General features: G+C 70.7%; 19 protein-coding genes. 8 read left to right on the plus strand and 11 right to left on the minus strand.

Annotation, left to right across the window (positions count from 1 at the left end):
• Positions 1 to 119: 119 nt before the first annotated feature.
• The 6 genes from ASF43_RS28820 (at position 120) to ASF43_RS28845 (ending at position 8873) form a co-directional block, all read left to right on the plus strand.
• A complete protein-coding gene (locus ASF43_RS28820) occupies positions 120 to 1139 on the plus strand; it encodes a serine protease (RefSeq protein ID WP_162241867.1) in 1020 nt (339 codons plus the stop codon).
• 59 nt (positions 1140 to 1198) lie between these two features.
• Entirely contained in the window at positions 1199 to 1606 is a 408-nt protein-coding gene (locus ASF43_RS28825; RefSeq protein WP_056189528.1) for a 5-carboxymethyl-2-hydroxymuconate Delta-isomerase, read from the plus strand.
• 29 nt (positions 1607 to 1635) lie between these two features.
• Entirely contained in the window at positions 1636 to 2442 is an 807-nt protein-coding gene (locus ASF43_RS28830) for an aldolase/citrate lyase family protein (RefSeq protein ID WP_056189531.1), read from the plus strand.
• Between the two features lie 113 nt (positions 2443 to 2555).
• Positions 2556 to 3545 (plus strand): Bug family tripartite tricarboxylate transporter substrate binding protein, encoded by a 990-nt coding sequence (locus ASF43_RS28835; RefSeq protein ID WP_056189534.1) that lies wholly within the window; start codon positions 2556 to 2558, stop codon positions 3543 to 3545.
• Positions 3542 to 4531 (plus strand): 2-dehydropantoate 2-reductase, encoded by a 990-nt coding sequence (locus ASF43_RS28840; RefSeq protein WP_056189536.1) that lies wholly within the window; start codon positions 3542 to 3544, stop codon positions 4529 to 4531. The genes ASF43_RS28835 and ASF43_RS28840 overlap by 4 nt, the downstream gene beginning before the upstream one ends.
• Positions 4532 to 4580: 49 nt before the next feature.
• Positions 4581 to 8873: an NB-ARC domain-containing protein gene (locus tag ASF43_RS28845; protein WP_056189541.1), complete on the plus strand. Its 4293-nt coding sequence runs from the start codon at positions 4581 to 4583 to the stop codon at positions 8871 to 8873.
• A gap of 81 nt (positions 8874 to 8954) precedes the next feature.
• Here ASF43_RS28845 and ASF43_RS28850 read toward each other — a convergent pair whose 3' ends face one another.
• From ASF43_RS28850 to alr, 6 genes are all read right to left on the minus strand, one after another.
• Positions 8955 to 10472 (minus strand): hypothetical protein, encoded by a 1518-nt coding sequence (locus tag ASF43_RS28850; protein WP_056189545.1) that lies wholly within the window; start codon positions 10470 to 10472, stop codon positions 8955 to 8957.
• Between the two features lie 25 nt (positions 10473 to 10497).
• Positions 10498 to 12828: a PQQ-binding-like beta-propeller repeat protein gene (locus ASF43_RS28855; RefSeq protein ID WP_056189549.1), complete on the minus strand. Its 2331-nt coding sequence runs from the start codon at positions 12826 to 12828 to the stop codon at positions 10498 to 10500.
• Positions 12825 to 14168 (minus strand): NAD(P)/FAD-dependent oxidoreductase, encoded by a 1344-nt coding sequence (locus ASF43_RS28860; RefSeq protein WP_056189554.1) that lies wholly within the window; start codon positions 14166 to 14168, stop codon positions 12825 to 12827. The genes ASF43_RS28855 and ASF43_RS28860 overlap by 4 nt, the downstream gene beginning before the upstream one ends.
• Positions 14165 to 15154 (minus strand): lysylphosphatidylglycerol synthase transmembrane domain-containing protein, encoded by a 990-nt coding sequence (locus tag ASF43_RS28865; RefSeq protein ID WP_056189558.1) that lies wholly within the window; start codon positions 15152 to 15154, stop codon positions 14165 to 14167. Before ASF43_RS28865 ends, ASF43_RS28860 begins: the two co-directional genes overlap by 4 nt.
• Complete coding sequence (locus tag ASF43_RS28870) at positions 15144 to 16118, minus strand: glycosyltransferase family 2 protein (RefSeq protein ID WP_056189561.1); 975 nt, start codon at positions 16116 to 16118, stop codon at positions 15144 to 15146. Before ASF43_RS28870 ends, ASF43_RS28865 begins: the two co-directional genes overlap by 11 nt.
• A 165-nt stretch (positions 16119 to 16283) precedes the next feature.
• On the minus strand, positions 16284 to 17387 hold the full coding sequence (gene alr / locus ASF43_RS28875; protein WP_056189566.1) for an alanine racemase: 1104 nt from the start codon (positions 17385 to 17387) through the stop codon (positions 16284 to 16286).
• A 148-nt stretch (positions 17388 to 17535) separates the two neighbouring features.
• Between alr and lplT the strand changes: the two genes are divergently transcribed.
• Both lplT and ASF43_RS28885 read left to right on the plus strand, forming a co-directional pair.
• Positions 17536 to 18816, plus strand: a complete 1281-nt coding sequence (lplT, locus tag ASF43_RS28880) for a lysophospholipid transporter LplT (protein WP_056189569.1) — start codon at positions 17536 to 17538, stop codon at positions 18814 to 18816.
• 11 nt (positions 18817 to 18827) lie between these two features.
• Complete coding sequence (locus tag ASF43_RS28885; RefSeq protein ID WP_056189572.1) at positions 18828 to 19316, plus strand: glutathione peroxidase; 489 nt, start codon at positions 18828 to 18830, stop codon at positions 19314 to 19316.
• A 13-nt stretch (positions 19317 to 19329) separates the two neighbouring features.
• Here ASF43_RS28885 and glcF read toward each other — a convergent pair whose 3' ends face one another.
• The 5 genes from glcF to ASF43_RS28910 all read right to left on the minus strand — a co-directional run bounded on the left by glcF (position 19330) and on the right by ASF43_RS28910 (position 24433).
• Positions 19330 to 20568 carry a glycolate oxidase subunit GlcF gene (gene glcF, locus ASF43_RS28890; RefSeq protein ID WP_056189575.1) on the minus strand — a complete coding sequence of 413 codons (1239 nt, stop codon included), beginning with the start codon at positions 20566 to 20568 and terminating at the stop codon, positions 19330 to 19332.
• Positions 20569 to 20586: 18 nt separating this feature from the next.
• Positions 20587 to 21699, minus strand: a complete 1113-nt coding sequence (glcE, locus tag ASF43_RS28895) for a glycolate oxidase subunit GlcE (RefSeq protein WP_056189578.1) — start codon at positions 21697 to 21699, stop codon at positions 20587 to 20589.
• Between the two features lie 194 nt (positions 21700 to 21893).
• Positions 21894 to 23306, minus strand: a complete 1413-nt coding sequence (locus ASF43_RS28900) for an ammonium transporter (RefSeq protein WP_056189580.1) — start codon at positions 23304 to 23306, stop codon at positions 21894 to 21896.
• 28 nt (positions 23307 to 23334) lie between these two features.
• Positions 23335 to 23673 carry a P-II family nitrogen regulator gene (glnK, locus tag ASF43_RS28905; RefSeq protein WP_056189583.1) on the minus strand — a complete coding sequence of 113 codons (339 nt, stop codon included), beginning with the start codon at positions 23671 to 23673 and terminating at the stop codon, positions 23335 to 23337.
• Between the two features lie 22 nt (positions 23674 to 23695).
• Positions 23696 to 24433, minus strand: a complete 738-nt coding sequence (locus ASF43_RS28910) for a TorF family putative porin (RefSeq protein WP_056189585.1) — start codon at positions 24431 to 24433, stop codon at positions 23696 to 23698.
• Between the last annotated feature and the right edge of the window lie 110 nt (positions 24434 to 24543).

Raw genomic sequence — 24543 nt, forward strand, 5'->3', positions numbered from 1 at the left:
ACTTTACCAGCAGTGACCACGCGCCAAGGGCCGCCCGCGGCCTGCTTTTGCGCCGTATCGTGGACGCGCTGCTCCTGTGTACACTGCCCGCCACCCTCCACACCGAGCGCGCAGCAACCATGGCTGAACCGTCTCCGCAAGGCGCCTCTCCTGCCCCCGCGCGCAGGCCGTGGGGCTGGCTTGCCGCCGCAATCGCGCTGGTGCTGCTGCTGGCCGCGGCCTGGTGGTGGTTCCAGGGCCGCACACCCCCCGTCGATGCACGCCAGGCCGAGCTGGCCGCAGCGCTGGAGCGCGGCAAGACGCTCACCGCCGAGCTCGCGGCCATCAAGCCCGTCGACCCCCAGGAATGCCCGCCCGGCGAGATCCGCCAGCCCATCGCCGGCACGCCGGCCGCGCCGGCCTCGGCCGGCGCACCGGCCCCACCGGCCTCCGCCCTGCCCGCCACGGGCAGCATGCGCCCGCTCAGCGACGGCGCGCTGGCCGAGCACCTGGAGAAGGCCACGGCGCTGGTGCTGGTGCCGGACGGCAACAACCTGGGCATGGGCACCGGCTTCTTCATCACGCCCAATTTGCTGGTCACGAACCGCCACGTGGTGGAGGCCAAGTCCAGCGTGCTGCTGGCCAGCAGCGCCCTGAAGACGGTGCGCCGCGCCACGGTGCTGCGCACGACCACGGGCTCGGACATCGGCACGCCGGACTTCGCACTCGTGCGCATGGAAGAGGGCACGGCCCCGGGCACGCTGGACACGGCCGAGAACATCACCAAGCTGGCCGGCGTGGTGGCCGCGGGCTTTCCGAGCGTGGTGGTGCAGAACGACCAGCGCTTTCGCCGCCTGCTGGCCGGCGACGCCGCCGCCGCGCCCGACCTGAGCCTGACGCAGGGCGCCGTGCAGTCGCTGCAGAGCGGCGCCGGCGGCATGCCGCTGATCGTGCACACGGCCTCCATCGCCAAGGGCAACTCGGGCGGCCCGCTGGTCGACGCCTGCGGCCGGCTGGTGGGCGTGAACACCTTCATCAACGTGGACCAGAGCCAGTCGGCCCGCATCCAGTACGCGATCCGGGCGCAGGCCATGCATGCCTTCCTGCAGTCCTCGGGCGCGAACGCCCGCAACGACCCGCGCGACTGCTCGCGCGGTTGAGGGCCTGCGGGCCCCGCACCTTCCGGCGGCCGGCCCGCCGCCCCTTGAAAGACTTGCCCATGCCCCATCTCGTCGTGCTGTACAGCCCGAACCTCGAAGCCGCGACCGACATGCGCGCGCTGTGCCGCCAGCTGTCGCAGGCCATGCTGGCGCAGCGCGACGAGGCCGGCAGGCAGCTGTTCCCCACGGGCGGCACGCGCGTGCTGGCTTTCGCCGCCACGCACCATGTGGTGGCCGACGGGCAGGACGACTACGCCTTCGTCTACCTGAACCTGCGCATGGCCAAGGGCCGCAGCAGCGCCGTGCAGCAGCAGGCCGGCGAAGACCTGATCGCCGCGGTGCGCCGGCATTTCGCGCCGATCTTCGAGACGCAGCTGCTGGGCGTGACGCTGCAGATCGACGAGGGCCACGAGGTGTTCGACGCCAAGCACAGCAACCTGCACCCGCTGTTCGCCAAGCCCGCCTGAACCTTTCCACCACCAAGACGAGACACGCCATGCACACACCGGTCAACCCCTTCAAGCAAGCCCTGCGCGCACGCCAGACCCAGATCGGGTTGTGGATGAACCTGGCCGACCCGCTGGCCGCCGAGATCTGCGCCTGCGCCGGCTTCGACTGGCTGCTGATCGACGGCGAGCATTCGCCCAACGACCTGCGCAGCGTGCTGGGCGCGCTGCAGGCCGTGGCGCCTTACCCCGTGCACCCCATCGTGCGCATCCCGATGGGCCACGGCCACGTGGGCCAGGCCGCCATCAAGCAGACGCTGGACCTGGGCGCGCAGACGCTGCTCGTGCCCATGGTGGACACGGCCGAGCAGGCCGCCACGCTGGTGCAGTCCATGCGCTACCCGCCGCAGGGCGTGCGCGGCATGGGCGGGGCGCGTGCCTCGCGCTGGGGCCACATCGCGCGCTACCCGCACGAGGCCAACGACCAGGCCTGCCTGCTGGTGCAGGCCGAGACCACGACCGCGCTGGCCAACCTGGACGCGATCGCCGCGACCGAGGGCGTGGACGGCGTGTTCATCGGCCCGGCCGACCTGTCGGCTTCCATGGGCCATGTCGGCAACCCGGGCCACCCCGAGGTGCAGGCGGCGATCTCGGACGCCATCGCGCGCATCCTGAAGGCCGGCAAGGCACCCGGCATCCTGTCGCCCGACGAGAGCCTGTCGCGCAGCTACCGCGCGCAGGGCGCCGTGTTCCTGGCGGTGGGGCTGGACACCAACCTGCTGGTGCGCCACACCACTGCGCTGGCCGCGCGCTTCAAGGACGCGGTGGCCGACGCGCCCGCCAGCAAGACCTATTGAGCGCGCGCACGCAAGGTAAACACGGGTAGCGGCTGCGCAGGTCGGCTGGAAGAATGGCGCGCGCCGCGACACGAATGACGTGTACGCGCCCGAATATCCACAGGAGTTCCGACATGAGCCTCAACCGCCGCCATCTCATCCAGTCCGCCGGCGCCTCTGCCCTGCTGGCCACGCTGGGCCAGCACGCCATCGCGCAGAACCAGCCCGAGCTGCTGCGCATCATCACGGGCTTCGCCGCGGGCGGCACGTCCGACACCATCTGCCGCCGCGTGGGCACGCAGCTGGCACCCGCCTACGCCAAGACCGCGGTGGTGGAGAACCGCACGGGCGCAGGCGGCCAGATCGCGATCCAGTTCGTGAAGTCGGCCGCGCCCGACGGCGCGACCATGCTGCAGACGCCCACGTCGATGCTCACGATCTATCCGCACATCTACAAGAAGCTGGCGTACGACCCGCAGGTGGATCTGGCGCCCGTGTCGCTGGGCTGCGTGTTCGACTTCGGCCTGGCCGTGGGCCCCTCGGTGCCCGCCAGCGTGAAGACCGTGCCCGAGTTCCTGGCCTGGGCCAAGGCCAACCCCATGGGCGCGAACTTCGGCTCGCCGGCCGCCGGCTCCACGCCGCACTTCATCGGCGCGCTGCTGGGCAAGAGCGGCGGCGTGGACTTGAAGCACGCGGCCTACCGCGGCACGCAGCCGGCCATGCTGGACCTGCTGGGCGGCAACGTCTCGGCCGTGTCCGGCCCCATCGGCGACCTGACGCAGCACCTGGCCACCGGCAAGGTGCGCATCCTGGGCGTGTCGGGCAGCAAGCGCAGCCGCTTCGCGCCCGACGTGCCGACCTACGAAGAGCAAGGCATCAAGGAAGGCACACACAGCGAGTGGTTCGCCTTCTTCCTGCCGGCCAAGACGCCCGCCGACATCGTGACGCGCCTGAACGCGGCGCTCAGGACCGCGCTGGCGCACAAGGACGTGGTGGACGGCCTGGCCGGCTTCGGCCTGGAGGCGCAGTCGTCCTCGCCCACCGAGCTGGCCGACCTGGTCAAGCGCGACACCGCCAAGTGGGCGCCCATCGTGAAGTCCGTGGGCTTCACCGCCGAGGGATGACGGCGGACATCCGCCGCGTCTGCGTCTACGGCGCGGGCGCCATCGGCGGCTGGATCGGCACGCGGCTGGCGCTGGCCGGCTGCGAACTGAGCGCGGTTGGGCGCGGCGCCACCTTGGAGGCGTTGCAGACCCACGGCCTGCGGCTGGACCAGGGCGGCCAGACGCACCAGGCATCCGTGCGCGCCAGCGCCGACCCGGCCGAACTCGGCGTGCAGGACCTGGTGCTGGTGGCCATCAAGGCGCCGGCCATGGCCGACGTGGCGCGCCGCATCGGCCCGCTGCTGGGGCCGCACACCATCGTGCTGACAGCCATGAACGGCGTGCCGTGGTGGTTCTTCCAGGGCTTCGGCGGCGACTACGCGGGCCGCAGCCTGGCGGCCGTGGACCCGGGCGGCACCATCGCGCAGGCGATTCCCGCGCAGCATGTGGTGGGCTGCATCGTGCACGCGAGCTGCGCGCTGCACGCGCCCGGCCACGCGCGCCACCATTTCGGCAACAGCCTGATCCTGGGCGAGCCGGCAGGCGGCACCAGTGCGCGCGTGGCGGCGCTGGCCGCGCTGCTGCAGCGCGCCGGCATCGACACCCAGGTGTCCGAGCAAATCCAGAAGGACTGCTGGTACAAGCTGTGGGGCAACATGACGGTGAACCCGATCAGCGCGCTCACGGGCGCCACGACCGACAGGATCATGGACGACGAGCTGGTGCGCGGCTTCGTCACCGCCGTGATGCTGGAGGCCAAGGAGATCGGTGCGCGCATCGGCATCCCGATTGCGCAGCAGCCCGAAGACCGGCATGCCGTCACGCGCAAGCTGGGGGCCTTCAAGACGTCCATGCTGCAGGACGTGGAGGCCGGGCGGCCCGTGGAACTGGACGCGCTGGTGGGCGTGGTGCGCGAGCTCGGGCAGATGACGAGCGCGCCGACGCCGTTCACGGACGCGTTGATGGGGCTGGCGCGGTTGAAGTTGCGGGGCCTGCAGCTGTATTGAGGATGGACGGGGCGTTGCGGGCGGGTGCCTCGGATAGCATGGGCTCGCAATGGCCGAGCGCGACCTGATCTTCTTCAGCTACCGGCATGACGAGCAGGGCGCGTTCTGGCTCGGCCGCGTGCTGGACTTCCTGAAACCGTTCCGGCTCGGGCACGCGCTGACCGCCTGGTCGGACCTGGACATCCGTACGGGCGATCTCTGGAACACCCGCATCCAGGGCGCCATCGAACGCTGCAGGGTCGGCGTCCTGCTGGTCAACCACAACTTCTTCGGTTCCGACTACATCTGCCAGCACGAGTTGCCCCGGCTGCTGCGTGACGCCCATGCCGGCCTGTTGCGGCTGGTGCCGGTGCTGATCGGGCCATGTCCCGACCTGCTGTTGAACCAGCATGGCCTGGACGCCTTCCAGTTCACGCATCCGCTGCACAAGCCGCTGCGCGCGACGACCGGCGTGCGGCGCGAGCAGGCGTTGAGCCAGGTCGCGGTCCAGATCCACGAAGCCTTTGGCGGGGCTGCGGCGGCGCAGCCCGTCGGCCTGCAACGCCCCGCCGGACCAGCGAGCGCCGTGCCTGCCGTGGCCGTTGCCGCAGTTGCGTCACCGGGGGCGCTGCTGGATGTGCCGGCGATGGACCTGCGCCATTTCGTCGCGCGGCCCGACGATCTGGCGGCGCTGCGCGGCCGGCTGCTGCGCGGCGAGGCCCATGCCCTGGGCCTGACCGCGGCGGCCGCCGGGGTCGGCTTGCACGGGATGGGTGGCATGGGCAAGAGCGTGCTGGCACAGGCTCTGTGCCACGACGACCAGGTGCGACACGCCTTTCCAGACGGCATCGCATGGGTGGCGCTGGGGCAGCAGCCCGACATCCTGTCGCAGCAGAACCGGTTGCTGCGCCTGTTCGCCCCCGGCGTACCGCCGGCCGACCGCAGCGACACCGCGCAGCGGGCGCTGCAGGACGCGCTGCACGACAAACGCGTGCTGCTGGTCGTCGACGACATCTGGGATGCACGGCATTTCGGCGCCTTCGACGTGCTGGGCGCGCAAAGCCGGATGCTGCTGACGACACGCGATGCGGCGGTGCTGGCCCAGGCCGGCGCACAGCCGCATGAACTGCAACGCCTGCCGGCAGCGGCGGCGCGCGCGTTGCTGGCCACGTGGTCGGGCCAGGACGCCGAGGCACTGGGGGCGGATGCCGACGCCGTGATCGCGGAAACCGGCGCCCTGCCATTGGCGCTGGCGCTGGCCGGTGCCCAGGCCGCCGGTGGCCTGGCCTGGGCCACGCTGGCCCGCGAGTTGCGCCAGGGGCGGCTGCGCTTTCTGGACCACCCGTACGGCAGCGTCTTTGCCTCGCTGGGCCGCAGCGTCGACCATCTGCCGGCCGCAGACCGCGACCGCTATCTGGAACTCGCGGTGTTCCCGGAGGACGTGGCTGTGCCGGCCGCGACCGTGCACCGCTTGTGGGCCATGGCCGGCCTGGAACCGGCGGAAGGCGAACGGCTGCTGGGACGCCTGGCGCGCAGCGCCCTGCTCAGCGTGGAAGGCGCAGGGCCGACGCAGCGCGTCAGCCTGCACGACCTGCAGCACGATTTCGTGCGTGCACGCAGCGACGACCCGGGCGCCTTGCATGGCCGCCTGCTTGATGCGCACCGCGCGGCGTGGGCCCTGCCGGCCGGGCCTCAGGGCTGGGCCCGCATGCCGCGGGAGGAGCCCTATCTGTGGCATCGGCTCGCAGCGCATCTGCATGCAGCGGGACGGCAGGAGGAGCTGGAGGCGGCCTTGCTGGATCTGGATGTTCTGCAGGCGCGCCTGGCTTCGCTGACACATGGCGAGCCGCCCCGGGCCGATGTGTCGGCGTTGGTGGCCGACTGTGCGCTGGCGCGAGAGGGCTCGGCGGCGCAGGTGGTGGGGCGGGCCTTGCAACGCTCGGCCCATGTACTGGCCGCGGCACCGGAGCAGCTCGGCCTGCAGTTGTTCGGTCGGTTAGGGCGGGAAAGCGACGCGCTGTTGCAGGCACTGGCGCAGCAAGGCGTGCACGAGGCTGCGGCGCAGGCTTGGGTGCCGACGCTGCCGGCGCTGCAGCCACTAGGTGGCCAGCTCGCGGTGCTGGGCGACCAGGACTGCCTCGACGCGCTACTGCTGCCCGATGGCCGTCGCGCGCTGTCTTGGGGAATGGGCGGCACGCTGTACCTGTGGGACCTGGAGCAGCACGGCACGCTCAAGGCGCTCGCTGGGCATGAGGGCCGAGTCTTTGGCGCACTGCTGCCCGATGGCCATCGCGCGCTGTCCTGGGGGCGCGACGGCACGCTGCGCCTGTGGGACCTGGAGCAGCCCGGCACGCACCAGACGCTCACTGGGCATGAGGGCGGGGTCAGCGGCGCGCTGCTGCTGCCCGATGGCCGCCGCGCGCTGTCATGGGGCGACGACCGCACGCTGCGCCTGTGGGACATGGAGCAGCCCGGCAAGCACCAGACGCTCACCGGGCATGAGGACCGGATCCTCGGCGCATTGCTTCTGCCCGATGGCCGCCGCGCGCTGTCCTGGGGGTACGACCGCACGCTGCGCCTGTGGGACCTGGAGCAGCCCGGCACGCACCAGACGCTCACCGGGCATGCAGGCGTGGTCCTCGACGCTCTGCTACTGCCCGATGGCCATCGGGCGCTGTCCTGGGAGAGCGACGGCTCGCTGCGCCTGTGGGACCTGGGGCAGCCCGGCACGCACCAGACGCTCACCGGGCATGAGGGCTGGGTCAGCGGCGCGCTGCTGCTGCCCGATGGCCGCCGCGCGCTGTCCTGTGGGTACGACGGCACGCTGCGCCTGTGGGACCTGGAGCAGCCCGGCACACACCAGACGCTCACAGGGCATCAGGGCAGGGTCAGGGGCGCGCTGCTGCTGTCCGATGGCCGTCGCGCGTTGTCCTGGGGGGACGACCGCACGCTGCACCTTTGGGACCTGCAGCAACCCGGCACGCGTCAGACGCTCACTGGGCACGAGGGCCGGGTCAACGGAGCGCTGCTGCTGCCCGATGGCCGTCGCGCGCTGTCCTGGGGCAGCGACGACACGCTGCGCCTGTGGGACCTGGAGCAACCCGGCACGCACCAGACGCTCACAGGGCATGACGACGGGGTCTTCGGCGCGCTGCTGCTGCCTGATGGCCGCCGCGCGCTGTCCTGGGGGTACGGCACTCTGCGCCTGTGGGACCTGGAGCGGCGCGGCACGCACCAGACGCGCACTGGACATGCAGGTGTGGTCCTCGACGCGCTGCTGCTGCCCAATAGCCATCGGGCGCTGTCCTGGGGGAGCGACGGCTCGCTGCGCCTGTGGGACCTGGGGCAACGCGGCACGCACCAGACGCTCACCGGGCATGAGGGCTGGATCACCGGCGCGCTGCTGCTGCCCGATGGTCGTCGTGCGCTGTCCTGGGGGAGCGACGGCACGCTGCGCCTGTGGGACCTGGAGCAGCCCGGCACGCACCAGACGCTCACAGGGCATGACGACGGGGTCTTCGGCGCGCTGCTGCTGCCCAATGGCCATTGCGCGCTGTCCTGGGGGCACGATGGCACGCTGCGCCTGTGGAACCTGGAGCGACCCGGCACACACCAGACGCTCACCGGGCATGAGGGCCGGATCCTCGGCGCGTTGCTGCTGCCCGATGGCCGCCGCGCGCTGTCCTGGGGCGACGACCGCACGCTGCGCCTGTGGGGCTTGGAGCAGCCCGGAGCGCACCAGACGCTCACCGGACATAAGGACCGGGTCCTCGGCGCGTTGCTGCTGCCCGATGGCCGCCGCGCGCTGTCCTGGGGCGACGACCGCACGCTGCGCCTGTGGGGCTTGGAGCAGCCCGGCACGCACCAGACGCTCACCGGGCATGAGGGCCGGGTCAGCGGCGCGCTGCTGCTGTCCGATGGCCGTCGCGCACTGTCCTGGGGCGACGACCGCACGCTGCACCTTTGGGACCTACAGTACGGCACGCACCAGACGCTTACCGGGCATGAGGACCAGATCCGCGGCGCGCTGCTGCTGCCCGATGGCCGTTGCGCGCTGTCCTGGGGGTACGACGGCAGCTTGCGCTTGTGGGACCTGGAGAAGCCCGGCACGCACCGAACGCTCGCCGGGCATGCGGGCGGGGTCCGCGGCGCGCTGCTGCTGCCCGATGGCCGTCGCACGGTGTCCTGGGCAAATGACCGGACTCTGCGCCTGTGGGACCTGCCAACCCACTCTTCGATTGCCAGCTACCAGGCGGACGCCATCCCCACGGCGGCTCTCGTGACGCCTGATGGCCAGACCATCTTCGTCGGTGACGCCCTGGGCTTCATTCAAATCCTCCGGATCACGACGCCGGGGCCATAGCGCGCGCCTTCAGCCTCGCGTGATCTTGTTGCAGATGAAACCGTGCCAGCGGTGCCGAGATGAAGCCGTAGCGCTGCCCCCTCAAGGCGTGGCCGCGCACCCCGCCACACGCTCGTACACCGACCACCGCCCCTCCTCCACGATCAGACGCGGCATGCAGCGGGCACCCGCAAAGTCCGGCGCCGCCTGCGCCGGCCCGCGCCGCACGAAGAAATACCGGTAGCGGTCCGCGTCGTGGCGCTTCCAGTCGAATTCCATCGGCCGCCAGGCAAAGGCCAGCGGCAGCGGCGGCACGCGGTCGGGACGGAAGCGCACGATCTGCGGCGGCGCGACGGCGAAGTTCAGGTCCACCAGGCCGCCCTGCTCCGCCTGGTACCAGGACGCGAAGTGCACATAGGGCGTGAAGTCGGGCGTCGGCCCGACCTCGGTGGTGGACTCCAGCACCAGCGCCAGCGCGCGCTGGCCCGGCGCGATGCGGGCCACCACTGCGCGGAAGTCCGCCGACTCGCGCCCGAAGCGCCACGACCACCCGGCATTGGCCAGCAGCACCAGCACGCTAGCCAGCGCCAGCGCGCCCACCGGCCAGCGGCGCACCGCGCGCTGCGGCGCGGCCGCGAACGCCCAGGCATAGGCCGGGAACAGGAACAGTGCGAAGCGCTGGTACAGCAGCGAGATCTCCATCGCAAAGCTGGGCACGAACAGCAGCACCGGCAGCAGCACGGCCAGCGGCGCCAGTGCGATGCGGCGCGGTTGCAGCGGGATGCGGTAGCCGGCGAGCCAGGGGGCGGCCAACGCGACGGTGGCGACGAGCGCAAACACGCCGTTCCAGCCCGTGCCGAACGAATAGAACAGGTGCTCGTGGCGCAGCCCGGCATGCCAGTTCACCGCCGGCACGGTGGGCGGGATGGCATAGCGCGCGTCGGCCTGTGCCCGCAGCACCGAGTACACCGCGCACAGCAGCAACAGCAGCAACAGCGGCCAGGCCCGCGCCAGCCCCGCGCGCAGGCTGCGCGCGTGCTGGGCCATGAGCACCAGGCCCACGCCCACGACGTACAGGAACACCAGGCCGTGCGAGAGCATCACGACCACGCCCAGCACACCCAGGCCCAGCCCGCGCTGCAGCGTGGGTACGCGTGCGTGGCGCAGGCAGGCCAGGATGAAGGTCAGGCCCAGCGGCGCGGCGACCTGGAAGGTGAGAAAGCCCCAGCGGAACGCGAAGCCGAAGAAGCTGAACAGGAACAGCCAGTCCAGCGCGGCCGGAGCGCCGAAGGCACGGCGCAGCTTGATGCAGAAGAACACGAAAGCGATGTAGGCCCCGCTCATCACCAGCTGCAGCGCAACCGCCATCGGCAGCACCAGGCTCAGCGGCAGCGCCAGGCCGAAGGCGATGAAGTACGGCGTCCACAGGTTGATCTCCAGCAGGTCGGCCCAGGGGCTGGTGCCCAGCAGCAGGTCGCGCAGCAGCCGCAGCTGGCCCGCGTGCTGGGGCAGGTCGATCATGGGCGGCTGCGGGCTGAGCCAGATCGTCAGCAGGCCCAGGCCCAGGCACAGGAAATAGCCAACACGGCGCAGGGTGTTCCGACTTTCAGGCGTGTTCATGGTGCGCGCATGTCCTCCTGCTGCGTCATGGCCGCGCGGGCTTGAGCTTGAAGGCGATGACCTGGTCCGAGCGGCCCGAGAAGCCCACGTGCGAGCCGCCGGTCGCCACGACCACGAGGTACTGCTCGCCGCCATGCGTGTAGGTGCTGGGCGGCGTGGAGCCGGCGGCGGGCAGCTTGTAGGACCACAGTTCGCGGCCGTCGGTGGCGGCGTAGGCGCGCAGCTGGTCGTCCACCGTGCCGGTGGCGAACAGCAGGCCCGAGGCCGTGGCAATCACGCCGCCGGTGTTGCGCTGGCCGCGCACGGGCTGGCCGGCGCGCAGCAGCTGGTCGTAGGCACCGAACGGGACCTGCCAGCGCTGCCGGCCGGTGTTCAGGTCGATGGCTGTCAGGTGGCCCCAGGGCGGCTTGGAGCCGGGGTTGCCCTGCGGGTCCAGCAGCAGCTGCCAGTACGGGTCGACCATCAGCGTGCGGTTCTTGTCGGCCTCCAGGTCCAGCGCCGAGAAATAGCCGTAGAGCTGCTGCAGCTCGTCGGCCGTGGGCGCGGGCTTGGGGCCGCTGTACTGGTGGGCGCGCTGGAAGGCGGCGAGCGACTCCAGCTGCGCGCGCGGGCGCAGCAGGCTGATGCCGATCAGGCTGGGGTGGTAGGTGTCGCCCTCGCGCTCGCCCTCCCAGAAGCCCTGGCGCGCCGCGCCATGGCAGCTGGCGCAGCGCTGCTGGTACAGGCCGTTGGCCGGCAGCGCGGCACCGCTCTGGTCGCTGCCCTTGAGGTCCTGCAGGTTCAGCCGGATCAGCCAGGGGATCTGGTTGCTCGGCAGGTACAGCGTGGCACTGCGCGGGTCGACCGCCGCGCCCGGCCATTCGGCGCCGCCCTGCAGCCCGTAGGCGGCCACCGTGCCGCCCAGCACCGGCGGCTGGAACAGGCCGAACTTGGCGTCGCGCAGCTTGTGCTGCACGTAGGCGCGCGCCTCGGGGTTCAGGTCGGTCACGTCCTCGGGGCGGAACACCTGTTGCGTGAACGGCTCGGGCAGCGCGACGGCCGGCTGGTAGGGCGCGGTGCGCTCGTTGGGCACGGTGGACGTGGGAGCGCGTTGCAGCCGGTAGTCGAACAGCGGACGGCCGCTGTCGCGGTCCAGCACCAGCGTGTTGCCCAGCTTGGTCACGGCCACGACGGCGTCGACGCGCGCGCCGTCGCGCTCAACGGTGGCCAGCACGGGTGGCGCGGAGATGTCCAGATCCCACAGGTCGTGCGCCACTTCCTGGAAGCTCCAGGCAATGGTGCCGGTCTTCACGTCGATGGCGACCACGCTGCACGAATGCCGGTTGTCGCCCCAGCGCTGCGCGCCGTAGAGCTGCGGCCGCGGGTTGCCGACCGAGACATAGACCATGCCGCGGCCGGCGTCCGACGACATGCCGGACCACGGCGTGCTGCCGAAGATGTAGGCGCCCTTGCGCCGCTCCAGCTTTTCCTGCAGGGGCCGGCGCCACAGGCGCTTGCCGCTGGCCAGGTCGTAACCCTCCACCGCCGGCTGCAGCGTGCCGACGACCAGGGTGTTGCCGACGATGGCCGGTGCGATCAGCGAGAGCTGGTCGGAGACGCGGCCCTGCGTGCCGAAGCTCTTGATGACCTCGCCGCTGGCCGCGTTCACGGCGTAGACGCCGTCGCCGGCCGGCACGAACAGCCGCGACTGCGCGAAGTCCGCATGCGGCTGCCAGACGAGGCCGCGGCGCGCGACCGGCGCGGGCAGCTCCAGGCGCCAGACCTGGCGGCCGGTGCCGGCGTCCAGGGCGAGCAGCCGGCCCTCGGTGTCCGTGACGAACAGGTGGCCGCCGGCGTACACGGGGTTGGTCTGCACCACGGCGCCGATCTTGCGCGCGTCGCCCAGGTCCACGCCGGAGCGGAACACCCAGGCCGGCTGCAGGCTGGCCACGTTCTGCGGCGTGATCTGCGCGAGGCTGGAGAACTTGTCGGAAAAGTCGTTGCCGTGGCTGCGCGTCCACTGCGCGTGGTCGGGCGCGTGGCCGCTGGCCGGCTTGCGCTCGGCCAGCGGCAGGGCCGGCACGGTCTTGAACGCGGGCAGGCGCGCGCGTTCCTCGGCGCTCTCCACCAGCGCCTGGGCCGAGCCGTCGGCCAGCGAGTAGCGCAGCGTGGGGATCAGGTCGCCGTCGGACATCTTGTCCAGCACGCTGTAGAAGGTGTCGCGCCAGCCCTCGTCGCGGATCTTCTGCACCAGCACCGTGGGGTTGTTCTTCTCCAGGATGAACCAGGCGCGCTCGGCGACGCCGCTGCGCCAACCGGCCAGCGCCAGCGCGCCGGCCACCACGGCCAGGCCGAGCAGCAGCCGGCGCCGCCTCATGACGCCGCGCCGGGCACCGGCCCGATCTGCCCTGCCAGCTGCCGGCCCAGGCGCCGGCCTTCGCGCACCGCGTAGTTGGTGCCGCGGTCCTCCGGGTAGATCTGCGCCATGCTGCACAGCCAGAACCCCGGCCTGGGGCCTTGCTCGGACGGGATCAGCCGGCTGTAGTGCTGCTCGACCACGGGCTGCGACCAGCGCGCCTTCCAGACGTGGTGCTTGAGCACCCAGGCCGGGTCGAACGCCGGGAACATCTTCTTCAGGTGCGGCGTCGCGTAGGCGAACAGCGCGTCCGCCGACATGGCGTACAGCACCTCGGTGTGCGGCAAATACTTGGACAGGTAGACGATGTGCCGGCCGCCATAGCTCTCGGCCTTGGCGAAGTTGGTGTGCTCGATCACGCCGACGAAGGGAAAGCTCGGGTCGTTGACGTTGAGCCAGTAGGTGCTGGACAGCGGCCGGTCCAGCTCCAGCACCAGGCAGGTGTTGGCCAGGTATTCGATGCGGCGCAGCTGGGCCTGGTAGTCGGCGCTGGCCCAGCTGCCGACCATGTCGGCCACCAGCGGCAGGGCCGGCGTGGCAACCACCTGCTCGCACTGCACCGTGCCGCCCGCGCATTCGACGACCCAGCCGCCGGCCGCGCCGGGCCGGATCTGGCGCACGGGCGCGCCGGTCTCGATGCGCCCACCCAGTTCGCGGATGCGCGCGGCCAGCGCCTCGACCAGCGCGACGAAGCCGCCACTGAAATAGGCCAGCCGCTCTTCGCCACCCTTGCCGCGGCTGCCGCCGCGCAGCTTGAGCTTGTTCCAGAACCAGACGGCCGAGATGCGCTTGGCCACGGGGCCGAACTTGCCGTTGAGCAGCGGCTCCCAGACGACGCGGTAGACGTTCTCGCCACCCAGCTCGCGCAGCCATTGCTCGGCGGTCTTGTCCTCCAGCGCACGCCAGTCCTTCACGCGCCGCGCGCGCAGGGCCAGCAGGCCCAGGCGGATGCGGTCGACCAGGCCCAGCGGCTCAAAGCGCAGCAGGTCCAGCGGGGTCGACAGCTTGAAGAAGCGGTTGGCGTAGTACACGCCGGTGTTGGTCGGGTTGATCTGCACATGGGACTGCAGGCCCAGGTCCTCGATCAGCCCCATCACGGCCAGGTCATTGGTGAACCAGTGGTGGTAGAAGCGCTCGAGTTGCTCGCCCTCGACCTCGAAGGCCGCGGCCAGGCCGCCCAGCTCGGCCTCGGCCTCGAGCACGGTCACGGGCACGCCGGCCTTGGCCAGTTCATAGGCCACGCTGAGGCCGGCGAAACCGCCGCCCACGATGGCCACGCGCGTGGTGTGCGCAAACGTCATACGGTTCGTTCCTTGGGCAGCAGCCGGTCCGGCGGCGCCATGAGCAGATAGGCCAGGCCCAGCAGCGTGGGCGGCAGCCACAGCAGCAGATGGACCACGATGGCATAGGCCGCGGCGGCGGCGTCGGGGTTGCCCAGCAGGCGCATGGCCAGCGAGGCGAAGTAGTCGAAGGTGCCCACGTAGCCCGGGCTGCTGGGCACCAGCGTGGACAGCGTGGCGACCGGGAAGGCCAGCCAGGCGCCGTGTGGCGCGGTCAGCGCGGGCACGGCCTGGGCCACGCACCAGAACATCGCGCCCTCCAGGCACCAGGACGCGGCGGACCACAGCAGCAGCCGCCCCATCCAGGCGCCGCTCGCCAGCGCCTGCAGGCTGGCCAGGCCGCGTGCGATCTCGGGCGCCAGCCGCGCCGCGAGCGCCGGTGCCAGGCGCGCGAGCAGGCGCTGGCCCAGGCCCACGGCAGCGCTGCTGATGCGCGGCACCAGCAGCAACAGCGCCACGCACGCCGCCAGGGCCAGCAGCGCGGTGCCGCCGATGCGGGCGACCTGCTGCAGCCGCAGGTCGAACAGCACCAGCACCAGGCCCAGCGCGCACAGCAGCATCAGCATGTCCAGCAGCCGCTCGACGAACAGCGTGGCCGTGACGCTGCCGGCGCCCACGCCCAGCTGCCGGTTGAAGCCGACCGCGCGCAGCACGTCGCCGGCGCGCAGCGGCAGCACGTTGTTCAGCGCGAAGCTGGCGACGAAGGGGCCGGCGCAGGCACGCCAGCGCACCGCGGGCCGGGCCGCGCGCAGCATGAGCTGCCAGCGCCGGATGCGGCAGGCGAAGCCCAGGCAGAAGCAGGCCAGGCCCAGGCCCAGCCATGCGGGGTCGACGCCGCGCAGTGCGGCCAGCAGTTCGTCGCCGCGCAGCTGGCGCGCGATCAACCAGACGAAGCCGGCGGTGACGAACAGGCCCAGGCCCAGGCGCAGCCCGCCCCTAGCGCCCATCGCCGGCCCCGGCGCCGCTGCCCGCGCCGATGCGCTCGCGCACCACGTACAGCGGCCGGCGCTTGACCTCGTTGTAGATGCGGCCCACGTACTCGCCCAGGATGCCGATGGAGATCAGCTGCACGCCGCCGATGAACAGCACGGCCAGCATCAGCGCCGTCCAGCCTTCCACCCAGGTGTCGGTGAACAGCCGGGCCACGAGCGCGTACACGATGCCGAGCAGGGCCAGCGCAGCCGCGGCCAGGCCCATGGTGATGGAGACCTGCAGCGGGCGCGTGGAGAACGACAGGATGCCGTCGGTGGCAAAGCGCACCATCTTGCGCAGCGGGTACTTGCTGACGCCGGCAAAGCGCTGGGCCCGCTTGTAGGGCAGGGCCACCTGCCTGAAGCCGACCCAGGCGACCATGCCGCGCACGAAGCGGTCGCGCTCGGGCATGGCGTTCAGGGTGTCCACGACCTGCCGGCTCATGAGGCGGAAGTCGCCCGTGTCCAGCGGGATCGGCACGTCGGACAGCCAGTTCAGCACGCGGTAGAAGCTGCGCGCCGCGCCGAGCTTGAACGCCGATTCGCCAGGCCGCTCGGTGCGCGTGCCATAGACCACGTCGTAACCCTGGCGCCACAGCGCGATCATCTCGGCGGCGACCTCGGGCGGGTCCTGCAGGTCGGCGTCGATCAGCAGCACCGCGTCGCCGACCGCATGCTCGATGCCGGCCGTGACGGCGAGCTGGTGGCCGAAATTGCGCGCGAAGGCGATCACGCGGATGCGCGCGTCCTCGGCCGCGAAGCCGCGCAGCAGCGCCAGCGTGCCGTCGCGGCTGCCGTCGTCCACGAACAGCAGCTCGATGCGCAGCGCGGGCTGGCTGGCGCAGAAGGCACGCAGCCGGCGCACGGTTTCGCCGATCACCTCCTCTTCGTTGTAGCAGGGGACGACGATGGACAGACTCTGTTCGATGTTGGATGTCATGTGTCGCAAGCGGGCCGGCCGATGGGCGGCACGGGGCACCGCCGAGCGCCGCATTCTCGTGCATGCCATGACGCACAGCCGCACAGACGCAAGAGTTGCGCCCACCCTTCGATGGAGGAAGTGGCCCGCCCCGCGCCGGGGTGCGCGGCCCGTGCGCTGGCGCCCTCAGGCCGCGCCGTCGACCACCACCGGCACGCGCTGCGCCAGGGCGCACATCAGCTCGTAGCCCACGGTGCCGGCGGCCTGCGCCACCAGGTCGACCGGCAGCACGGCGCCGCTGGCCGCGCGGCCCCACAGCGTGACCTCGCTGCCGATCTGCGCCTGCGGCACGGGCGTGAGGTCCACGGTGACCATGTCCATGCTCACGCGGCCGACCAGGCGCGTGCGCACGCCGTCCACCAGCACCGGCGTGCCCGTGCCCGCATGGCGCGGGTAGCCGTCCGCATAGCCGCAGGCGACGACGCCGATGCGCAGCGCCGCGTCGGCCACGAAGCTGGAGCCGTAGCCCACGGTGTCGCCGGGCACCAGGTCCTGCACGCTGATGAGGCGGGAGGCCAGCGTCATGGCCGGCTCCAGCCCCCAGTGGGCGGCATCGAAGGCCGGGTGGTCGGGCGCGCTGCCGTAGACCGCGATGCCCGGGCGCACCCAGTCGCCGCGCACGGCGGGCTGGTCGGCATGGCGCAGCGTGGCGGCGCTGTTGGCCACCGAGCGCTCGCCGGGCAGGTCCTGGGCGGCGTGCTCGAACAAGGCCATCTGCGCGGCCACGCCCTTGGGGCCGTCGGCATCGCTGAAGTGCGTCATGAGCGAGATCTCCTCGACCTGCGGCAACGCATCCAGCCGCGTCCATGCGGAGCGAAAGCGCTCGGCCGTGAAGCCCAGCCGGTTCATGCCGGAGTTCATCTTCAGGAACACGCGGTGGCCGACCTGCGTCTTGTGGGCGGCCAGCATGTCGATCTGCGCGTCGCAATGCACGGCATGCCACAGGCCCAGGCGCGAGCACAGCTCCAGATCGCGCGCCTCGAACACGCCTTCGAGCAGCAGGATGGGGCCGCGCCAGCCCAGCGCGCGCACGCGCTCGGCCTCGGCCAGGTCCAGCAGCGCGAAGCCATCGGCCGCGCGCAGCGCATCGAACACGCGCTCGATGCCGTGCCCATAGGCATTGGCCTTGACCACGGCCCAGACGCGCGCGTCCTGCGCGAAGCCGCGCACACGGGCCAGGTTGTGGCGCAGGGATTCGTGGTGGATGGTGGCCTGGATAGGGCGTGGCATGGCAGAAATTTCGCCTGGAAATGGGGCGTCGTCGCCGGGATTGTTTCGATTAATTCTCGCATTCGGTGCGTGATATAACCGGCGCGCACAATAAGAGACAAGTCCTTATCACTTTGCATCAGTTCGACTGATTGCTCCACGACATGCAATGAAGCGCGGTTTTTTCACCATCATGTCGGCCCAGTTCTTTTCGTCGCTGGCCGACAACGCGATCTTCATTGCCGCGATCGAACTGCTACGCGCGAGCGGCGCGCCGGATTGGCAACGTGCCGCGCTGGTGCCGATGTTCGCGCTCTTCTATGTGATCCTGGCCCCGTTCGTGGGCGCCTTCGCCGACGCCATGCCCAAGGGCAAGGTGATGTTCTTCAGCAATGCGATCAAGGTGATCGGCTGCCTGATGATGCTGTTCGGCAGCCACCCGCTGATGGCCTACGCCATCGTGGGCCTGGGCGCGGCGGCCTACTCGCCGGCCAAGTACGGCATCCTGACCGAGCTGCTGCCGCCCTCGCAGCTGGTCAAGGCCAACGGCTGGATCGAGGGCCTGACCATCGGTTCCATCATCCTGGGCGTGCTGCTCGGCGGGCAGCTGGTCGGCCACACCATCTCCACCCGCCTGCTCGCGGTCGACCTGCCGTTCCTGGACACCGGCATCGACACGGCCGCCGAGGCCGCCATCTCGGTGCTGGTCTTCATCTACGCGATCGCCGCCTGGATCAACACGCGCATCCCCGACACCGGCGTGCCGATGCGGCCGATGCCAAAGAACCCGATGGAGCTGCTGCCCGACTTCTGGCGCTGCAACTCACGGCTGTGGAACGACCGGCTGGGCCAGATCTCGCTGTCCACGACCACGCTGTTCTGGGGTGTCTCGGGCAACCTGCGCTACATCGTGCTGGCCTGGGCCGCGGCCGCGCTGGGCTACAGCACGACGCAGGCTTCCTCGCTGGTCGGCGTGGTGGCCATCGGCACGGCGGTCGGCGCGGTGCTGGCCTCCATGCGCATGAAGCTGGACATGGCCACGCGCGTGATGCCGCTGGGCATCGCGATGGGCGTGCTCGTGATCCTCATGAACTTCATCGACAACGTGTGGGTGGCTGCGCCGTTCCTGATCCTGCTGGGCGGGCTGGGCGGCTTCCTGGTGGTGCCCATGAACGCGCTGCTGCAGCACCGCGGCCACAACCTGATGGGCGCGGGCCGCTCCATCGCGGTGCAGAACTTCAACGAGCAGGCCTGCATCCTGGGCCTGGGCGCGTTCTACAGCCTGTCGACCGGGCTGGGCCTGTCGGCCTTCGGCGCGATCACGGCCTTCGGCATCGTGGTCGCCGGCTTCATGCTGGTGATCCAGCGCTGGCACGCGCACAACTGCCGCGTGCACAAGGACGAGGTCGAACACCTGCTCGCCATCGCCCGCAACGACCACACGCATTGAGAGGCAGCGCCATGGCACAGACCCTGTACGACTTCGAAGCGCTGGACATCGCCGGCCAGCCCGTGCCCCTCTCGCGCTTCAAGGGCAAGCCGCTGCTGATCGTGAACACCGCCAGCGCCTGCGGCTTCACGCCGCAGTTCGCGGGGCTGGAGGAGCTGCACAAGGCCTATGGCGGCCAGGGCTTGGTGGTGCTGGGCTTTCCGTGCAACCAGTTCGGCCGGCAGGACCCGGGCAGCAACGACGAGATCGGCGCGTTCTGCCAGAAGAACTACGGCGTGAGCTTCCAGATGATGGGCAAGATCGACGTCAACGGCAGCGACGCGCATCCGCTGTACCAGTGGCTCACGCGCGAGGCGCCGGGCCTGCTCGGCAGCAAGGCGATCAAGTGGAACTTCACCAAGTTCCTGGTCGGCCGCGATGGCCAGGTGCGCAAGCGCTACGCGCCGACGGACACGCCCAAGAGCCTGGCCAAGGACGTCGAGGCCGCGCTGGCGGCCTGACCGCGCCCGGCCCTCAGGCCAGCGCGGCGTCCAGCACCTCGACCCAGTGCCGCACGGGCGTGCTGCACCCGCCCTGCAGGTGCGTGATGCAGCCGATGTTGGCCGACACGATGGTCTCGGGCTGCAAGGCGTTCAGGTGGCCGAGCTTGCGGTCGCGCAGCTGCAGCGCGATCTCGGGTTGCAGCACCGAGTAGGTGCCGGCCGAGCCGCAGCACAGGTGCGATTCGCTCGCGGCCACGCGCACGTCGAAACCCAGTTCGCCCATGTGGCGCTCGACCAGGCCGCGCAACTGCTGGCCGTGCTGCAGCGTGCAGGGCGGGTGGAAGGCGACGACTCCGCGTGGCGCACTGGCGCTCAGGCGGCCGGCCAGGCCCTCGGCGATCTGCGGCAGCAGCTCGGTCAGGTCGCGCGCCAGCGCGCTGATGCGGCGCGCCTTGTCGGCATAGGCCGGGTCGCCCCGCAGCACATGGCCGTAGTCCTTGACCATCACGCTGCAGCCCGAGGCGTTGACGACGATGGCCTCGACCGAGGCGTCGCCACCTTGCGCCACATAGGGCCACCAGGCATCGATGTTGGCGCGCACCTGCACCAGCGCACCGTCCTGGTCGTTCAAATGGAACTTGACGGCACCGCAGCAGCCGCCGGCCGGCACGCGCACGGCCGAGATGCCCACGGCGTCGAGCACGCGCGCGGTGGCGCGGTCGATGTTGGGTGCCATGGAAGGCTGTACGCAGCCCTCGGGCATGAGCACCTTGCGCGCATGGCGGCGCTGCGGCCACGCGCCCGCATCGTGGCGCTGAGGCACCTTGGCGCGCAGCTTCTCGGGCAGCAGGCCGCGCACGGCCTGCCCCACGCGCATGGCCGGTGCGAACGCGGGCGAGGGCAGGCCCTCTTTGAGGGCCCAGCGCACGGCGCGCTCCCTGGGCGGGCGCGGCACCTTGGCGTCGACCAGCTTGCGGCCGATGTCGACCAGGTGGCCGTAGTCCACGCCCGAGGGGCAGGTGCTCTCGCAGTTGCGGCAGGTCAGGCAGCGGTCCAGGTGCAGCTGCGTGGCGCGCGTGGGCGTGGCGCCTTCCAGCACCTGCTTCATGAGGTAGATGCGGCCACGTGGGCCGTCCAGCTCGTCGCCCAGCAATTGGTAGGTCGGGCAGGTGGCGGTGCAAAAGCCGCAGTGCACGCACTTGCGCAGGATGGCTTCGGCCGCGATGCCGTCCGGCGTGCCCTGGTATTCAGGCGAGAGTTGGGTTTGCATGGCGGTGGCGGTGCGGCGTCACAGGTCGGCGACCAGGCGCCCGGGGTTGAAGATGCCGGCCGGATCGAAGGAGGCCTTGAGCGCGGTGTGGATGCGCGCCAGCGCAGGCGCCAGCGGGTCGAAGCAAGCCGCGCGCGCGCCGCTGCGCTCGCCGGGTGCCGCCAGGAACAGGGTGGCGCTGCCCCCTGCGGCCTGCGCCGCCTGGCGCACGCGCGCAGCATCGCGCGGCGCCGCGGCCAGCCAGCGCTGCCCGCCATGCCATTCGACCAGCGGCACGCCGGGCAGGTCGAGCACGGGCGCGGTCTGCGGCACGGACAAGCGCCACAGGTCGCGGGCCTGGCCGATGTCGTCCCAGGGCATGCGCAGCGCGCGGCGCGCGGCCCAGAAGGCGGCGGCCGCCGCCGGCTCGACGCGCTCACCGCCGAGCTGGCGGCAGGCGGCATCGACCGCGGCCACGGCCCCGCGCAGGCGCAGCGTCAGGCCCTCGCCCTCGCGCCAGCAGCTCGCGTTCAACGGCAAGGGCTGGCCTCCCCAAAGGTGCAATTGGCGCAGGGCCTGGTCCTGCGGCCAGTCGAAGCGCAGCGTGGCCTCGGCCGGCGCGACCGGCAGCACCTTGAGGCTGATCTCGGTGATGAGGCCCAGGGTGCCCATGCTGCCGGCCATCAGGCGCGAGACGTCGTAGCCGGCCACGTTCTTCATGACCTGGCCGCCGAAGCGCAGCAGCTCGCCGCGGCCGTTGAGCACATGCAGGCCCAGCACGAAGTCGCGCACGGCGCCAGCGTTGGCACGCGCCGGGCCGGACAGCCCTGCGGCCAGCATGCCGCCACAGGTGGCGCGGCTGCTTTCGGCGGCGCTGCCGGGCAGGTGGTGCGGTGGCTCGAATGGCAGGCACTGGCCTTGTTCGGCGAGCGCGGCCTCCAGCGCGGCCAGCGGCGTGCCGCAGCGCACCGTGACGACGAGCTCGCTGGGTTCGTAGCTGACGATGCCGGCCCAGTCGCGCGTGCTGAGCACTTCGCCGTGCAGGGCCTGGCCGTAGCCGTCCTTGCTGCCGCCGCCGACGATGCGCAGCGGCCGGCCATCGCGGGCGGCGCTGCGCACCCGTTGGGCCATGTCTTCCAAGAGCGTCTCCATGCGGACGATGGTACGCGCGCACCGCGGCTGCGGCCTTTGAGATTTTTTCAGGCGCGGCGTGAGCCTGGGTGCTGCGCGCGCACAAAAAAAAGGACCCGCGGAGTACCGTGCTCCGCGGGCCCAACCTCTTCAGGAGACCTCGCATTGAACCTTTGGATGCGGTGCGGCCGGGCCGCCCGCAGCCTTCACACACATCAGCGGTTGTAGGCAGTCTCGCCGTGCGACGAGATGTCCAGGCCTTCGCGCTCTTCCTCTTCGGTGACGCGCAAGCCCACCGTCATGTCGGCGATCTTGTAGGCGATGAAGGCAACCACGGCCGACCACACGATGGTGAACAGCACGCTCTTGGTCTGGATCCAGACCTGGGCGCCCATCGCGAAGGTGTCGGGCGTCAGGCCGCCCGTGCCACCGAGGCTCTGCGATGCGAACACACCGGTCAGGATGGCACCCAGGATGCCGCCCACGCCGTGCACGCCGAACACGTCGAACGCGTCGTCGGCGCCCAGCATGCGCTTCAAGCCACCCACGCCCCACAGGCAGACCAGGCCGGCCAGGAGGCCCAGCACGATGGAGCCCATCGGGCCCACGAAGCCAGCGGCCGGCGTGACGGCCACCAAGCCACCCACGGCACCGGACGCAGCGCCCAGCATGGAGGCCTTGCCCTTGTGCAGGCTCTCACCCAGGATCCAGGACAGCGTGGCGGCAGCGGTGGCCAGCACCGTGTTGACGAAGGCCAGGCCCGCAGCGCCATTGGCCGCACCGGCGGAGCCGGCGTTGAAGCCGAACCAGCCCACCCACAGCAGCGAGGCACCGACCATGGTCAGCGTCAGCGAATGCGGCGTGAAGGCTTCGCGGCCGTAGCCCACGCGCTTGCCCAGCACATAAGCACCCACCAGGCCGGCGACACCGGCGTTGATGTGCACCACGGTGCCACCGGCGAAGTCCAGCGCGCCGTCCTTGGCCAGCAGGCCGCCGCCCCAGACGATGTGCGCCATCGGCACATAGCTGAACGTAAACCACAGCACGGCGAACACCAGCACGCCGGCGAACTTGATGCGCTCGGCGAAGGAGCCGACGATCAGCGCCACGGTGATGGCCGCGAACGTGCCCTGGAACGCGATGAACACGTACTCGGGGATGGTCGTCAGCGCGCCGAAGGTCTCGGTGGTGACGCCCTTCAGGAAGATCTTGTCGAACCCGCCGAAGAAGTTGCCGTCGCCCGAGAACGCCAGGCTGTAGCCGTAGACGGCCCACAGGATGCTGATCAGCGAGAAGATCACGAAGACCTGCATCAGAACCGACAACATGTTCTTGGAACGGGCCAGGCCGCCGTAGAACAGCGCCAGGCCGGGCAGCGTCATGAGGATGACCAGCAGCGTGGAGGTCAGCATCCAGGCGGTGTCGCCGGAATCGACTTTGGGTGCGGCGGCGGCCGGTGCCGCGGGTGCCTCGGCCGGTGCAGCCGCGGGTGCGGCTGCGGCCGGTGCCTCGACCACCGCCGAAGCGGCTGCGGAGGCGGGCTCGGCAGCGGGCGTCTGGGCCAGCGCCAGCGTGCCGCCCATCCACATGCCCAGTCCGAGTACGAAGGAAGCCAGTATTTTTTTCATTCCCGTGTCTTTCTTTGAGGCGGGCGCTTCAGAGCGCTTCCTTGCCTGTTTCGCCGGTGCGGATGCGCACGACCTGCTCGAGGTTGTAGACGAAGATCTTGCCGTCGCCGATCTTGCCGGTGCGGGCTGCGCCCTCGACGGCTTCGATGACCTGGTCGACCAGTTCGTCGGAGACGGCCGCCTCGATCTTCACCTTGGGCAGGAAGTCGACGACGTATTCGGCGCCGCGGTACAGCTCGGTGTGGCCCTTTTGGCGACCGAAGCCTTTGACTTCGGTCACCGTGATGCCCTGCACGCCGATGCCCGACAGGGCTTCGCGCACTTCATCAAGCTTGAACGGTTTGATGATGGCCGTGACGATTTTCATGGGAGCTCCTAGCGTCAAAAAATCAGAAGGCGTACTTCAGGCCGACGACGACCATGGTCTTGCCCGCGAACTTGTCGTTGACCGTGCGGTACAGCGCCTTGTCGGCATCGGTGCCGATCAGCGCGGCAGACGCAGACCAGCCGTTGCCCAGGTCCTTGCCCAGCGTCAGCGCGTAGTCGGTGTACGAGTTGTCGCTGTAGTTCTTCACCTTCTGGTAGCCGACGTGCGGCGTCAGCGACCAGCCGTTGCCCAGGTCGAACGCGGCGGACAGGTCCAGGTACCAGCTGTTCTTGCTGTCATCGAAGCCGAACAGGTCGGTGATGGCATGCGAGTACTTCAGCGTGAACATGCTGTAGGTCACGGCGCCGTACAGCTCGGTGGTGTTGGGGCTCGCTTGCAGGTCGTGGCCGGGGTACTGGTAGCGCAGTGCGCCCACGTCGTAGCTGATGGCGCCGGCGGTGCCCTTGTAGCCACCGTAGAAGTCGATCTCGACCGGTGCGTCGCCGCCGCCGTCCTTGATCCACTTGATCGTGGTGGCCCAGGTGCCGACATAGAAGCCGCTGGAATGCGCGAAGTCGGCGCCGCCCTGCACGGCCGCCTGGTGGCGCGACTGCGTCAGGCCGCGATAGCGGTAATCGGTCACGACGCCGGCGTTGTAGCTCAGCGTGTAATCCGGGGCGGGCGCAGCCGTCTGCGCGAACGCAGCGCCGGACAAGGCAAGACTGGCAACGATGAGGCTCTTCTGGATGTTCACGATCATGGGTCTCTCCGGATGTAAAAAATGTGTGGCGGAGGCGTAAAGCACGGAGCGTGCCATTCGCTTGGGACGGCCATATTGCTGGCCGGCTGGTCATGGGAAGAGATGTAACA

This window comes from Pseudorhodoferax sp. Leaf267 (genome assembly GCF_001422405.1).
In the GTDB taxonomy this organism is placed as follows: Bacteria; Pseudomonadota; Gammaproteobacteria; order Burkholderiales; family Burkholderiaceae_C; genus Pseudorhodoferax.

Bases quoted from the DNA above. Each gene is read 5' to 3' on its own strand.
- ASF43_RS28860 (WP_056189554.1), bottom strand. From the start codon at position 14,168: ATGACGTTTGCGCACACCACGCGCGTGGCCATCGTGGGCGGCGGTTTC.
- ASF43_RS28830 (WP_056189531.1), top strand. From the start codon at position 1,636: ATGCACACACCGGTCAACCCCTTCAAGCAAGCCCTGCGCGCACGCCAG.
- glcE (WP_056189578.1), bottom strand. From the start codon at position 21,699: ATGGAGACGCTCTTGGAAGACATGGCCCAACGGGTGCGCAGCGCCGCC.
- ASF43_RS28840 (WP_056189536.1), top strand. From the start codon at position 3,542: ATGACGGCGGACATCCGCCGCGTCTGCGTCTACGGCGCGGGCGCCATC.
- ASF43_RS28865 (WP_056189558.1), bottom strand. From the start codon at position 15,154: ATGGGCGCTAGGGGCGGGCTGCGCCTGGGCCTGGGCCTGTTCGTCACC.
- ASF43_RS28845 (WP_056189541.1), top strand. From the start codon at position 4,581: ATGGCCGAGCGCGACCTGATCTTCTTCAGCTACCGGCATGACGAGCAG.
- ASF43_RS28835 (WP_056189534.1), top strand. From the start codon at position 2,556: ATGAGCCTCAACCGCCGCCATCTCATCCAGTCCGCCGGCGCCTCTGCC.
- ASF43_RS28870 (WP_056189561.1), bottom strand. From the start codon at position 16,118: ATGACATCCAACATCGAACAGAGTCTGTCCATCGTCGTCCCCTGCTAC.
- ASF43_RS28825 (WP_056189528.1), top strand. From the start codon at position 1,199: ATGCCCCATCTCGTCGTGCTGTACAGCCCGAACCTCGAAGCCGCGACC.
- lplT (WP_056189569.1), top strand. From the start codon at position 17,536: ATGAAGCGCGGTTTTTTCACCATCATGTCGGCCCAGTTCTTTTCGTCG.
- glcF (WP_056189575.1), bottom strand. From the start codon at position 20,568: ATGCAAACCCAACTCTCGCCTGAATACCAGGGCACGCCGGACGGCATC.
- ASF43_RS28885 (WP_056189572.1), top strand. From the start codon at position 18,828: ATGGCACAGACCCTGTACGACTTCGAAGCGCTGGACATCGCCGGCCAG.
- ASF43_RS28900 (WP_056189580.1), bottom strand. From the start codon at position 23,306: ATGAAAAAAATACTGGCTTCCTTCGTACTCGGACTGGGCATGTGGATG.
- glnK (WP_056189583.1), bottom strand. From the start codon at position 23,673: ATGAAAATCGTCACGGCCATCATCAAACCGTTCAAGCTTGATGAAGTG.
- ASF43_RS28855 (WP_056189549.1), bottom strand. From the start codon at position 12,828: ATGAGGCGGCGCCGGCTGCTGCTCGGCCTGGCCGTGGTGGCCGGCGCG.
- ASF43_RS28910 (WP_056189585.1), bottom strand. From the start codon at position 24,433: ATGATCGTGAACATCCAGAAGAGCCTCATCGTTGCCAGTCTTGCCTTG.
- ASF43_RS28850 (WP_056189545.1), bottom strand. From the start codon at position 10,472: ATGAACACGCCTGAAAGTCGGAACACCCTGCGCCGTGTTGGCTATTTC.
- alr (WP_056189566.1), bottom strand. From the start codon at position 17,387: ATGCCACGCCCTATCCAGGCCACCATCCACCACGAATCCCTGCGCCAC.
- ASF43_RS28820 (WP_162241867.1), top strand. From the start codon at position 120: ATGGCTGAACCGTCTCCGCAAGGCGCCTCTCCTGCCCCCGCGCGCAGG.